Consider the following 13,299-nt stretch of genomic DNA (forward strand, 5'->3'; position numbering starts at 1 on the left):
AAACTTCGGACGCTAAGAGCTACCACATTGGAAATTGGCTAAAGAACTTTTTAGCACGTCAAAATTAGAACGTTGGGTTGCGCTGCGCTTCACCCAACCTACCAAATTACAGGCAGTAGACCTGTAGGTTGGGTTTCGCTCTGCTCCACCCAACGCTTTAGTACTTGCCGCACTCCTCCCTCAGCACGGCGATCGCCCCATTCCATCCAATTACTTTGAGCCTATGGTGCAGGTGGAAGTTCAGACTTTGGTTCTGGGAAGGCACACTCCACCGTAATTTTGATGTTGCAGCCAGCCGTACCAGAAGCAATGTAGGGTACACCGCCCACACCTGTGACGTTTACGCCAAACTCCAGAGTTACTTTCTTGACCTCGGCGATCGCCAACTCTTTAAACGCCTTTAGCGTATGTGATGTATATGTGCGAATCGTACCCTCGATCGCCTGAAAGCTTCGTGCCATCTGCTCTGGCGGTTTAGAGAATGCTCCCTTTGCGCCCCCTCGTCTCACTTCTCCCTCAGTCTCTTGCGGAACGGTGATAGGCGTTTCTACTTCCTCAGTTGCCTCTACATAAATCACCGTGTTTTCGTCAACCTGAATTGCCTGAAGTCTGCTCATGTGAATTTTAGATAAACGCTAGCTGGATTATTCCCGGATTCAAGCTTAGGGTAGTGAGCAGAATCATCACACGGTATTTCACCCATCACTTCAGCCCATGCGAAACAGCTGTGTCAAAACTGTGATCACGACATCAGCTATTTCGTTTTGGCGATCGCCCTTCTGGTAAGCTACATTCGGCGTAACTATGGGAGTTGTAGCTTGCCAACGCAACAACAATCCAATACAGCAATCTTTCTTTGTCAGTTGCTATCCAATCTGTACCAGCCTATTCAGGTTTTCCGTTACGACCAGAAATTGAAGACAATTTACATTCAAGCTGGGGGAGCTGACGAGATCACGTTGATAATTAAAGAAGATGGCAATTGGGATTTTGTCCTATGACACAAGACCTGTATCAAATGACCAATGCAGAACTAAAGCAATTTATTTCAGCGCATCGAAACAATGAAGAGGCATTCAGAGCAGCATTGGAAGTACTGATGAGCCGTCGTGATCCCAATGCTCCATATCAACCTTATCCCTTTGACCTGACTGATCCTGAGGGTGAGGTACAGTCCATTTTTGAAGAGAAGCTTAGAAAGACTGAGCAGTAGCAGTTCAATAGAATATGTCTTCAACGGCGATCGCAAGATGCCAGCTATTGGGAAATCTGTTGTGATAGCAGGAGTTGATAGAGTTCGCTAAGCTGGCTGACGATTTTATGCCAACTAAATTGTTTGCGAACTTGTGCTGATCCACAGGCACCTAGCTGTATTGCCCAAACTTTATTGATTAAGAGGCGATCGATCGCCGTTGCAAAAGCTTCTGTATCTTGAGGCAGAACCCGTAAGCCCGTTTGCTCGGATAGTACTGTAGACTTCAAGCCACCTACATCGGAAGCAATGACAGGGGTGCCACAAGCCATGGCTTCGATCGCGACTAACCCAAACGGCTCGTAGTGGCTGGGAACCACACACACATCAGCCGCTGCATAGTAGAACGGCAACATGTTGTGCTTCACTTGACCTGCAAATAGAGTTCTCTCATTCAGCCCGATTTCTTGAACAATTCGTTCAATTCGGTTGCGCTCTTGTCCGTCGGGTTGATCTGGGCAACTGCCTCCGACAATGATAAGTCTTAACCGACCTGCAGCAAATGCCTCAGTTTTGACACTAGCGCGAACTAATGTTTCGATTCCCTTGCGAGGATCAAACCGTCCTACATACAGCACAATCTGCTCATCTAAGTTCAATCCTAATCTGGCTCTGGCTTCGGCTTTAGGGATAGTGTGGAAAATCTCAAGGTCAGTTCCATAAGGAATAATTTCTACTCTTCCCTTACTACATACCAGGGTGTGAAGATACTCCTGTTCTTGGGGACTGGTTGCAATGACGCAGTCTGCTTGCTCAAGAATTTGTTTTTCAACCGCAAGTCGAGTGGGGGCGATCGCCGGTTGATGAGCCAGCGTTTGATACTTAACAGCTCCCAATGAGTGATAGGTGTGAACAAGCCGCACAGGATGACGAGCTTTTAACTGCAAGCCAATCCAGGCAGAAAGCCAGTAGTTTGTGTGGATGAGAGGATAGTGAACTCCTTCATGACGGCCAAATGCCTCAAATGCTTCTACAAATTGGGGCATATACTCAAAAATTTCATCTCTAGGAATAAACCGCTCCGGTCCCGCAACTAGACGAATGGTGCGGCAATGAGCAGAATGCTGAACAACAGTAGGATCGTCTGGTTTCACTTTGCGAGTGAACATATCCACCTGCCATCCCAGCTTCGCTAGAGTTTCTCCAACATAACGAACATAAACGTTTTGACCGCCTGCTTCTTCAAATCCAATTTCGGCTGCGGGGTCACCGTGGTCGGAGATTAGCGCAATTCGCTGCCTACTTGAGCGTGAATGACTTGGACGATTAGCGTCGCATCCTATATCAAAAGATTGGGGAATTGCCTGACAAACTCTGTTTGAGTAGTAAATCTCACTGTCCATTATTTTATTTACTCAAATGCTCCCAGCGCTTTTAATGAGGCTTTTTGCGGGTCGGTAATGCCCGTAGCTCCGGTGATTTTCGTGTCCTGATAGGGTTTTTCACTGCTCAGAAGAGTGAGACGTGTTCCCGTTTTAACATCCCAAATAATGATGGATTCGTCATCACTGCCGCTAGCGATCGTTTCACCAGTGGGGCTAAAGGCGATCGCCTTCACCCAATTGGTATGACCTTCTAAAATCTTGAGACATTCGCCCGTTTGAGTGTCCCAAAGCCTAACTGTTTTGTCGCCACTACCACTGGCAAAAATGCGTCCATCTGGGCTGAATGCTATCGACCGGAGAGGACTGCTATGTCCTGCTAAAGCACTGTATTCACCGGAATCAATATTCCATAATCGGGCAGTACAATCCTCATTTCCACTCGCCAAAATACGACTGTCAGGGCTAAAAGTGACAGACCAGACCCAGTTATCATCTTCAAGCGTTTTAACACATTGCCAAGTGCGAACATCCCACAGTCTGACAGTTTTATCATCACTGCCACTGGCGAGGAGCAAACCATTTGGGCTAAAGGCAACTGAACGCAGACGACTCGTATGTGTATTCAATGGAGGGATACATTGCCAGGTGCGAACATCCCATACCCGAATGGTGCAGTCATCACTGCCACTGACAAGCAACATTCCATCTGGGCTAAAAGCAACTGTAGAAACCCAATTGGTATGAGCTTTCAGAATTTTGATACATTGCCAGGTGCGAACATCCCATATCCGAATAGTGCAATCATCACTGCCACTGGCAAGCAACATTCCATCTGGACTAAAGGCAACCGTTCCTACCCGGTTTGTGTGCCCGCCTAAGGCGGCAGAACTTTTGCCAGTGCGACAATCCCAAATTCTCACTTTGCGGTCATCACTGCCGCTGGCGAGAATAAATCCATGCGGGCTAAAAGCAACAGTTCCGATGCGATTGGTGTAACCGTTGAGGATTTTGAGGCATTTGCGGGTATTTGTTTCCCATAGCCGGATCGTTTGATCTTCACTGCCACTGGCTAGCACGTTGTGGTTGGAGCTGAAGGCGATCGCCCCAACCCTATTTGTGTGTCCTTTCAACGTCGCATCACAAGTGCCATCAGCAACATTCCATAGCTTGATCGTGTGGTCGTCACTACTGCTAGCCAGCACCGTTCCATCGGGGCTAAAGGCAACTGACCACACCCAGTTGGTATGCCTTTCTGTTGCCTGCCCAAACACGGTTAGACACTTGCCAAGCCGCACATCCCACAGGCGAACACAACAGTCTCCACCACCACTGGCAAGCGTGATACCGTCTGGGCTAAAGGCAACGGATGCAATCCAGTTTTGATGCCCCTCCAAAGTGTGAATACATTGTCCGGTGCGAACGTCCCACACGCGCACACTGTGATCCTCGCTGCCACTAGCAAGAAGGACACCATCAGCACTGAATGCAACTGACCACACCCAGCCTTTATGCCCTTTTAAGGTGTTGAGACATTTGCCCGTATTGACATCCCATAGCCTAGCGTGACAGTCATCTCCTCCACTAGCGAGTAGGGTGCCGTCCGCACTAAAGGCAAGCGATCGCACCGGACCACTGTTTTTCACTTTGTAGGTACGCAAGCAAATTCCTTGATTCACATCCCACAGTTTGATGACCTGATCACCGCCACTGCTGGCGAGACGTGTGCCATCCGGGCTAAAGGCTACAGTTCGCACCCAGCTATTGTGTTTTCCCTGCCATGTTAAATGATGTTTACCGTCCGCGATGTGCCACAACCGAACTTCTCCATCTACATCTCCTGTGGCTAACTGTTGCCCATCAGGACTAAACATGAGTGACAAAATACTGCTCAACGTTTCAGAAAAAACAGATTTTGCCAGATCAGCGCCCGCCAAATTGACATGATGTAAGCTAACAAATCGCAGATCGGCTTGCCAAACCGCAATATCAGAAAAATCATACTCACCACCAATCACCTGCTTAATTTGGCAGAGTAAGTTGATAATATTTCCGCCTGCATATCCTGGTGTGATCGCTCGTTGTTTGGGTAGAGCCCCAAGAATTCGCTTAAGCTGCTGTTCTACCCCTTCTGCACCACCAAAAATGGCAAGTAGTCGATTGATGATTGGTTGAAGAATTGAGCGAATTTGCAAGGCTTTAACATAGTCTTTGGACTCCGCTTTGAGCAGAGCATAGCGATTAAACAGATCGATTTTCTCAGTCTTAATTTCCTGGCAGACCTGTTCAATTAGTTGATCTGTCATGTATTCCATGACCACGGGCTGTAGTGTAAAGGATGAGCGTTGCTCAACCTCAATCAGCGATCGCCGCCTCAAAGACTCGATAATTTCTGACAATTCTCCAATAGAAATAGGTAAAACCGTGTCTCTTCGCAGTTCCGCCACTGAAACGGGTTCCAAATTGATGGTGAACCAGTACATCACATCTTTCTCTAACTCAGAAAGGCGCTCAAACTGCTGATCTAACAGGCTACGAATATCTCCTAAAAAGATCGAATCCTCTTCCTGTCCTAAAAAATCTGAAATGTTGCCACCAAAGGTTTCTTGAATTGTGGTTGAAACAATTTTTAAGGCTAATGGGTTTCCTCGATACCGTTCGATCAGTCTCTTGCACTCATCTAGCTCATGTGTTGGAATGGACAAACCTCTCGATTGCAGTAGTGCTTGTGCATCTGTCGCGTGTAACCCTTGTAGTCGAAGCGATCGCACCGTTGATCCTGCTGCTTCTAATAGTGCAACTTCTTTGGGTTTCTCTCGGCTGGTCAGCACCAGGCAGCTTTGATGAGAACTAACTCCTACCCTCGTGAATAACTCACCATAATCCTCATACTCATCTTTATAAGAACCGACCAGCACACCCTGTTGCAGAATTGCCTCTACATTGTCCAGGATTAACAAATAACGATGGCTGTTTAGCCAATCGATGAGTTGTACTAGTCTTCCTTCTACATCTCCAGGCAGTTTAGTTGCGGGTAGATGAGCTAAATTTTGCAGGATATCAGATAAGACATCTTTGAGGAGGGGGGTGTTACGCAGCGATCGCCACAACACCCCTTCAAACTTGTCTTGCGATCGCTCTACTAACTTTGCGGTCAACGTAGTTTTTCCAATCCCACCCATGCCCAACACAGTCACTAAAGCGCAGTGGTCTACGGTAATCCAGCTTTCTAGCGTCTGTAGCTCAGCTGTGCGCCCAAAGAAAATGGGAGCGCTAGGAATATCTTCTAAACCCGAAGGCAATGCAGTAGACAACGGCTGAAAAGAGCGTTGCTTCTCCAACAAAATTCTTCGCAGCGCCTCTAACTTTCCAGGTGTGCCGCCCGGTATCGCAAATTTGTTGTAGACCGAACCCAACCGTTTACGGACAGCAACCGCGCTAACCCCCAGCGTTTTTGCACTTGCCTCTGCCGTCTGTCCTGCCAGAGCATGACGTAATGCTAGTAGCTCAGCGCTTGATACTTTGTGGGCAACGGCAATGTTATTCAGGAAATCTTCAGGGAACTCGGTCATACAAGAACACCTCTGCACAGGTTCTCAGAGGGCCATTGATTTGAGCTACGACCGAGGAGAACCTAACTGACTATTTGATAAATCCAATTCTACCGATTGACAAGTCAAATTACCAACACTATACTCATATTATCAACTTGATAAGTCATCTAGAATTAGTTGATAATTCGGTGTGAGGCTGCGTGGCTAAGACACAACCTGATGTAGAGGTATATTGATGTACCTACAGCCCGGTACTCCTGATTCCCTTGATGCACTGTTTGCATCATTAGAGAATGGCATTTATCTATGTCACCACTCTAAAAATGGGGAAGTTGAACTAAATGTTAAAAAGCTGAGTGCTAGTGAAATTGAGATCAGCGTTTATTCGTACTGCGGTTCAATGCGCTGTTCGCCCGACGTGTTGAGAGAGTATTTGGAAAGCTGGACAGATAATGCTAGCAGCGACATTGTTAATCACTGCGGTCATCTCAGACGAGAGGTGCTTAAGGCTTTACCTGAAGGTTACTTGTCTGCAAAGCTGGACTTCTCCAAATGTAAGAGAAGCAATATCTCTCCTGTGCTTTACCTAACGGCTTCTTACCTAACCGATCACAGACGTTGAAATGAAAACTACTCTGTATCAACAATACTAAGTGGCTGTTACAGCTACTAGTTTTGCAATCTATAACTGAATAACTTTTCAGCCAGGAGAGTTTAGTCACTAGCTACAAAGGCTGACAGTAAGATATTGCTGTCAGCCTTTTTGATTAGCACTTGAACTTTCCTTAAAGTCAACAATCACAAAGGATCACAACGTTTGAGAGGTGCATCAAATGGACTTATTTCTACCCGATCGCCCTGAAATCTTTTCAACTCCAACCCAGGGCAAAGTTGATCAAACCATTACTCAAAATCGCCCTGGAAGGGTCGAATGTTTTGGCACCTGTTGGGCTGCACAGCTTTATCCGACAGATTGCATTACAGCGATTTTTCCCGGACAACTTGTCAAGGTAATTGGGCGTAAAGGAATCACGCTACTTGTAGTACCGAGTAACTATCGCATGGATGAACTTGAAGATTTGATTGAATCTATTTCGATTTGCGATCGCCAAGACATTTCGTGCTGAAGCATTTTCCAATCAACCAAAACGGAGATTAGTCATGAAACGGATTAGCTTTAAAGCAACGCAAGTACTTTGCATGGGATGTTTAAGTTTGGCGATCGCCGCTTCCCCTTCTATCCAAGGAACAAAGGCTTTTGCTGTATCGGACTCGGTAAGTTCTAGTTACTCAGTGAATACGTTGTCTGTTAACAACAGACCAATAACAAACGAACCCCAACCCACTCTCTCCTCTGAGGTGACCGGTGGTTTCGTGTTAGGTATAGGAGCAGTACTTGGAATAATTCTGCTCCTTGTAGCATCAAGCCGAAGCAACAGCGGTCAGGCAGGCAACAGTGCTCATCTTGCTCATCCTTCGAGGAGAAAGAACCTTGATTCTGCTGACTTTTGGAGCACCATGCAAGCTACCAATGACCTGAGCAGCAGCAACAGTACGAGCAGTGATTGTAGTAACAGCACTAGCAACAGCAGCACTAGCGGTGACAGCGGCAGCACCAGTTGGAGTGGCGGTGACTGCAGTGGTGGCAGTAGCTGGGGCGGTGACAGCGGTGGCGGCAGTTGGGGTGGTGGTGATTGCGGTGGCGGCGGTGGTGATAGTGGTAGCGGTAGTTAGGGCAGTGGTTACTAGTATTTCCAAGCGGAATCTGGGAACAAGAAGATAAAAAATGGCACATTTAGTTAGATGTGCCATTCTTGGATTTTTGGGTCAGAAGGGAGATCGCCTCTTATTCACCTTCGCCCAAAATCACCTGGTCAATCACTTCGATTTGACCTGCATCAGTGACAGTCCAGACATCGTAGTTGCCGACCACGTCACCGTTTTCATCAATGTCAACGTTGCCGCTAGCGCCCTGGTAGTTGATGTCTTCACCGTTTCGCAGTGCTTCTAACCCAGCGCAAACGTCAGTGACTTCGGTGCCGCCTTCTGCCACATTACGGAGTTCAGCGGCGATCGCGCTTCCCTCGTTCGAGCCAGCCGCCTCAGCCGCCAACATCAGCAAAGCCGCAGCATCCCAAGTGTGAGGCACAAATGCTCCGGGTGGTTCGCCCTTAGCGTCTTCCCACTTAGTGGTAAAGTCTGCTAGAGCAGGGCCGCCTGCACCAGGTACAGTCCCGATCGCTCCTGCCAGAATATAGCTACCGTCAGCAGTTTTACCCACTGCTTCAGGAAACTCTGGAGTTTGCACCCCGTCAGTTAACAGAATCTGCACCCCTTCAGTCAAGCCCTGTTCGTAAGCTGATTTGAGCAAGAGGCTACCCGTCTCAGCGTAGAGAACGGCAACAACTGCGTCCGGTTCACCACCAAAAGCCGCCGCTGCTTCAGATTCAAAGGTGGTAGCTTTGGGGTCATACCGGGTGGGGTTGTCTTTGTTAACAACTGTGCCGCCACGCTCTTCAAATTCTCTGACAAAGGCTTGCTCAAATCCGACTCCATAGTCGTTGTTGATCACAACAGTAGAGACGTTTTGCCAGCCTTCATCGATCGCCAGTTGAGCTAGCGCTTCTGCCTGATAGGTGTCCGGTGGAGCAGTCCGGGCCCAGAAACCATTAAAGTCGCCTGCTGCTGCTTTCTCGGTAAAGACGGGGCTGGTGCTCCCTGGAGACACCATTGGCACCTCAGTCCGAGCCGCGATATCGACTGCTGCGGTAGACACACTGCTAGCAAAAGCTCCTACAACTGCGCCGACCTGGTCTGCTTCAACCAGTTTGGTCATTGCTTCTGCACCAGCAGTTGGGTCAGTCTGGTCATCTTCAACCACCAGGGTGACATCTGCATCGTTGACACCACCGCATGCGTTAACCTCTTCCACAATCAGGGGAAGAGCATCTAGCATAGGCTGACCGATAGAGGACAGGTCGCCCGTTGCGGGGAGGAGTGCGCCGAGCTTCAGACCGTCTCCGCTAGCAGCAGCGGTTTCTTCTGTTGCAGGAGCTTCGCCCTCAGCAGCAGATTCGGTTGGGGCTTCTTGACAAGCCGCAGCCAGGAAACCAACGGTTAAAGTGGCGATCGCTAAATTAATTGCACGAGGCTTAAGAGTGCCTTTGAAATCAAACTTTTTCATCTGAAAATTTTACTCCTCGACTTGTCAAAGGAATGACAGATGGATGACCTGATCAAATCTCAGGTTCCTCCAAATTTCTGTATCTAAGTGAGCCTAATCATAAAACAATATTGAGGAAAAAGTAATCAAATGAAGGGTGACAGGCGAAGAAGCCTATGCTAAACCTGCAGCTATTTGTCGCTACAGTACTGCCCCTTATAGGGTTGCTGATCCACCAGGACGGATATCCGACAGATACAAAGAGGGGCACAGACCAATTCCTTCATCGCTCCTCTTCGCTTATAGCTCCGACTACACGGATCGATTCCTACAGACTCACTCGTTTTAGGTTGCTGCGTGGGTCAAAGGTACGGCTGCTGCGAATTTTTTCGTAGTATTCTCGCTCGGTGGCGCTTAGCTCTGGTGGGGCGACGATCACAATTCGTACCAATTGGTCACCGCAATCGCCTTTTGGCTTCGACCAGCCTTTGCCGCGCAGTCGCAGCGTTTGTCCAGAGCGGATTCCTGCCGGAATGTTCATCGTCACATTGCCGTCAGGGGTGGGAACCTCAATCGAGCCTCCTAGAACAGCCTCATCTGGGGCGATCGGCACCTCACACACCAGGTTATCTCCCTCAAACTTGAAGAAAGGATGGGACTGAATTTCCACATTCAGGTACAGGTCGCCTCTCTGTTGCGTGTAGGGGCTAGCCTGTCCCTTGCCTTTTACCCGAATTCGGCTCTTGGGCTTGGCTCCCGGTGGAATTCTTACGTCAATGACTTCACCGCCCAGGTTGAGCCGCTTCTGAACGCCTCTAAAAGCTTCTGATAGCGTAAGTGACAGCGTTGATTCTAAATCTGTGCCTGCGGACATTGAGTCGTCGAACCCAGACGCGTCCTGAAAGCCACCAAAGCCACCGAACGGGGAACTGCCGCCCGGACGGTAGGAGTAGGTGCGTCGTCCCCCTCCTGCTGGCGCACCGCCAAAGCGACCTAGCAATTCGTTGATGAAATCGTCAAAGCTACCGTACTGGCTGAAGTCAAATCCGCCAAAGTCGGTTCCAGCGCCGGACGGCCAGCCACCACTGCCAGCCTGTTTCCAATACTGTCCAAACTGGTCGTATTTTTGCCGCTTGTCAGAGTCAGACAAGACTTCATACGCTTCACTGACTTCTTTAAAGCGGGCTTCTGCAGATTTGTCGCCAGGGTTCATATCAGGGTGATACTGCCGCGCCAACTTCCGATAGGCCTTTTTGATTTCGTCAGCGCTGGCAGTTTTGTTTACTCCCAAAATGGCGTAATAGTCTTTGAAGTCGGTCGCAGCCATCAACCCGTTTCCTCCATAGGCTCTGATTCTAAGCTACCAGGCAGTCAAGTTTAATGCGGTTCGGTTCCTGCCTGATGTGCGATCGCAATTTCCACACCCTCGACCACCATAACCTCTGAATCAAGCTGATCAGCCGTCTTGAGCAACTTATAACTCGCTTTGTGAAAGGCAGAATAGCGGAGCAAGTCGTGCATTCCCTCCTGCACACTGGGTATTGCACCCATTAAACAGCGATGCATTCGCAAGATTACGTCTTCGGGCACATGGCGATCGCGGTTGCGGCTGCGCTCCAGACACGTTTCTAGATCGGTATCCAACCACAGTCCTGTAATTCGGGTAAAACCTGCAACTTTGGCTGCAACAATTACCTGCCGCCGATTTCGCCGCACTGCATTAGTTGCGTCAAAAATTGCCGATCGCGCCTTTCCCTGATTGATTTGATCAACGGCTTGCTGAAACTGTCGCTGCACCTCTGCCCAAATTTTAAGCCAGGAACCCTGAATCGCCTCATCGCCAAAAAGCTGTTCTCGAATTGTGTCGGTTGAAATCAGCAAAGCTCCCGACTCAGCAAGCCGCCGCGCCAAGGTAGATTTTCCGCTTCCTGGTAATCCAATCAGAAGTATGAGTTGGGACATACAGATAAGGCTACCGTGTATACGCAAGCCTTATCTAAGCCCAAAATGCTGCATTTCGCCCCAATCCCCGAAATCCAGGACTTCTAACCCCTAGCTGACTGACAAATCTTCTAATGTAGTAGGGCGTCAAGCTTAGAACGTTGGGTTACGCTGCGCTTCACCCAACCTACCCAACTTACGAATAGTAGAACCGTAGGTTGGGTGGAGCAGAGCATAACCCAACACTTACCTAGATTTCGTTGGGTTAACATACTCGCTTCACCCAACCATGGCATAACCCATAGTTTTGGGAGTTTTGGGAGTTTTGTCAGACAACCAGTTTCCAAGCATACAAACAGGAGGGTGTTAAATCACTGTCCCATCAGGAATAATGGCATTCTTGTGAATCACAACAATGCCGTTGATGATATGAAACCCATCCTTCTCACGGTCTGCTTCTTCAACGTGGTCTTTGTTAATAATTTGCACATCACAACCAATATGAGCATTTTTGTCAACGATAGCGCGACGGATGGTGGTGTTTGCGCCGATTCCTAGAGGAACGTCGGTGCTAGAACAGTCACTCTGCCGCTCCGCGAAAGGTTGGTAATAGTCCGAACCCATAATCAGCGTGTCTTGAATCACGCCGCCTGCTTCTACGCGGGTACGAATTCCCAGCACTGAATGATGGATCTGGCAGCTCTTGAGAATGCAGCCATCGCCAATCATCGACTCCGTCACCTGGCAATCCAACAGCTTGGTTGGAGGCAGGTAGCGGGCGCGAGTATAGATCGGAGCACCTTCGTCGTAGAAGCTAAAAGGTGGTTGTGGCTGTTGAGTCAGCGCCAAATTTGCGTCATAGAACGACTCGATCGTTCCGATGTCTTCCCAGTAGCCCTCAAACAGATAAGCCTGAATGTTGTGGTCTTTAGCAGCGGATGGAATGATCTCTTTGCCAAAGTCGGTTTGCTCAAGCGATCTCTTCAAAAGCTTGATCAAAACATCTTTCTTAAACACATAAATGCCCATGGAGGCAATGTAGGGGCTTTCTTTAGCCTGCTCTGGCGTCAGTCCTAGCGTTGTGGTGTCAACCTGCATCCGCAGCAGGTCTTCGCCCTTAGGTTTCTCAGAAAAGCTGACGATCCGCCCAGAGCCATCAATCTTCATCAAACCAAAGCTAGAAGCCCGCTTTTCATCAATTGGCACCACCGAGAGGGTAATGTCCGCATTGGTTTCCCGGTGCCGCTGGACAAACTGGCGATAGTCCATTCGATAGAGATGGTCGCCCGACAAGATTAAATATTCGTCAATATCCCACTCTTCTAGCAGCCAGAGATACTTTCGCACCGCGTCTGCCGTTCCCTGAAACCAACTGGGGCTATCGGGAGTTTGCTGTGCTGCCAACACCTCTACGAAACCGTCTGAAAAGCCTGGAAAGGTGTAGGCACGAGTAATATGGCGATTGAGAGAAGCGGAATTAAACTGAGTTAGAACGTAAATTTTGAGAATTTCTGAATTGATGCAGTTGCTGACGGGGATATCGATCAGGCGATACTTTCCTGCTAAAGGTACGGCAGGTTTTGCCCGCTGTTTTGTCAACGGATACAAGCGGGTACCCGCGCCGCCACCCAGAATAATTGACAATACGTTTTTCACAATGACCTCTTAACTGCCTCTTAACTGCCATTCCATTCCCAAGTCCAGTGTCCAATTGTGAGTGGCAGTTTGCAAGGGGATCAAGGAAGAAAAAGGCTCATTCTTTAGATAGAGGCGGTTTTTTTGACAAAATTTTCCAGAGGATAGATCATTTGCTCTCGCAAGATCACTAAAGATTGTTGATTCTTCGCCTCCGGTAGCTAAGCTTTAGTCGCAAGGCTTCGTATCCCATAAGCGAACATGATTGAATCAAGATAAAAATTTTAGGTTGGGGGCTTGACCCTGCTAATGTCAAACCCGTCTGTAAAGCATCGGTATCGGTAGGGCGAAGCATTCGGTTACAATCCTTTGCCCCTGAAGCACAATTCTTTTGCCGAATGCTTCGTCCGTACATCGGATAGGGCTTCTTCA

The 13,299-nt window shown here is 48.5% G+C and carries 12 protein-coding genes; 4 read left to right on the forward strand and 8 right to left on the reverse strand.

The genetic code is table 11. The annotated features are described in order from the left end of the window. Positions 1–221: 221 nt before the first annotated feature. Positions 222–617, reverse strand: coding sequence for a CU044_2847 family protein (locus H6F88_RS04965; RefSeq protein WP_190641644.1), 396 nt, complete (start codon positions 615–617; stop codon positions 222–224). 201 nt (positions 618–818) lie between these two features. On the opposite strand from H6F88_RS04965, the gene H6F88_RS34315 reads away from it, so the two are divergent. Beyond that, a complete protein-coding gene (locus H6F88_RS34315; protein WP_347277263.1) occupies positions 819–1,001 on the forward strand; it encodes a hypothetical protein in 183 nt (60 codons plus the stop codon). Further along, on the forward strand, positions 998–1,213 hold the full coding sequence (locus tag H6F88_RS04970; protein WP_190641645.1) for a hypothetical protein: 216 nt from the start codon (positions 998–1,000) through the stop codon (positions 1,211–1,213). The genes H6F88_RS34315 and H6F88_RS04970 overlap by 4 nt, the downstream gene beginning before the upstream one ends. A 44-nt stretch (positions 1,214–1,257) precedes the next feature. On the opposite strand, the gene H6F88_RS04975 is transcribed toward H6F88_RS04970, so the two are convergent. Both H6F88_RS04975 and H6F88_RS04980 read right to left on the reverse strand, forming a co-directional pair. Continuing rightward, the gene (locus tag H6F88_RS04975) at positions 1,258–2,595 is read right to left on the reverse strand and encodes a glycosyltransferase family 1 protein (protein ID WP_190641646.1); all 1,338 of its coding nucleotides are present in this window, start codon (positions 2,593–2,595) and stop codon (positions 1,258–1,260) included. Positions 2,596–2,603: 8 nt separating this feature from the next. After that, complete coding sequence (locus tag H6F88_RS04980) at positions 2,604–6,146, reverse strand: NB-ARC domain-containing protein (RefSeq protein ID WP_190641647.1); 3,543 nt, start codon at positions 6,144–6,146, stop codon at positions 2,604–2,606. Between the two features lie 217 nt (positions 6,147–6,363). On the opposite strand from H6F88_RS04980, the gene H6F88_RS04985 reads away from it, so the two are divergent. Next, positions 6,364–6,750, forward strand: coding sequence for a hypothetical protein (locus tag H6F88_RS04985; protein WP_190641648.1), 387 nt, complete (start codon positions 6,364–6,366; stop codon positions 6,748–6,750). 211 nt (positions 6,751–6,961) lie between these two features. After that, a complete protein-coding gene (locus tag H6F88_RS04990; RefSeq protein ID WP_190641649.1) occupies positions 6,962–7,255 on the forward strand; it encodes an NfeD family protein in 294 nt (97 codons plus the stop codon). 295 nt (positions 7,256–7,550) lie between these two features. Here H6F88_RS04990 and H6F88_RS04995 read toward each other — a convergent pair whose 3' ends face one another. The 5 genes from H6F88_RS04995 to H6F88_RS05015 all read right to left on the reverse strand — a co-directional run bounded on the left by H6F88_RS04995 (position 7,551) and on the right by H6F88_RS05015 (position 12,888). Further along, positions 7,551–7,886: a hypothetical protein gene (locus H6F88_RS04995; protein WP_190641650.1), complete on the reverse strand. Its 336-nt coding sequence runs from the start codon at positions 7,884–7,886 to the stop codon at positions 7,551–7,553. An 88-nt stretch (positions 7,887–7,974) separates the two neighbouring features. Continuing rightward, on the reverse strand, positions 7,975–9,312 hold the full coding sequence (locus H6F88_RS05000) for an ABC transporter substrate-binding protein (protein WP_190641651.1): 1,338 nt from the start codon (positions 9,310–9,312) through the stop codon (positions 7,975–7,977). A gap of 307 nt (positions 9,313–9,619) precedes the next feature. Continuing rightward, positions 9,620–10,618: a DnaJ C-terminal domain-containing protein gene (locus H6F88_RS05005; RefSeq protein WP_190641652.1), complete on the reverse strand. Its 999-nt coding sequence runs from the start codon at positions 10,616–10,618 to the stop codon at positions 9,620–9,622. Between the two features lie 50 nt (positions 10,619–10,668). Continuing rightward, positions 10,669–11,253 (reverse strand): AAA family ATPase, encoded by a 585-nt coding sequence (locus H6F88_RS05010; protein WP_190641653.1) that lies wholly within the window; start codon positions 11,251–11,253, stop codon positions 10,669–10,671. A gap of 345 nt (positions 11,254–11,598) precedes the next feature. Then, on the reverse strand, positions 11,599–12,888 hold the full coding sequence (locus H6F88_RS05015) for a glucose-1-phosphate adenylyltransferase (RefSeq protein WP_190641654.1): 1,290 nt from the start codon (positions 12,886–12,888) through the stop codon (positions 11,599–11,601). Positions 12,889–13,299 lie beyond the last annotated feature (411 nt).

Source organism: Oculatella sp. FACHB-28, assembly GCF_014696015.1.
Classification (GTDB): domain Bacteria; phylum Cyanobacteriota; class Cyanobacteriia; order Elainellales; family Elainellaceae; genus JAAUTN01.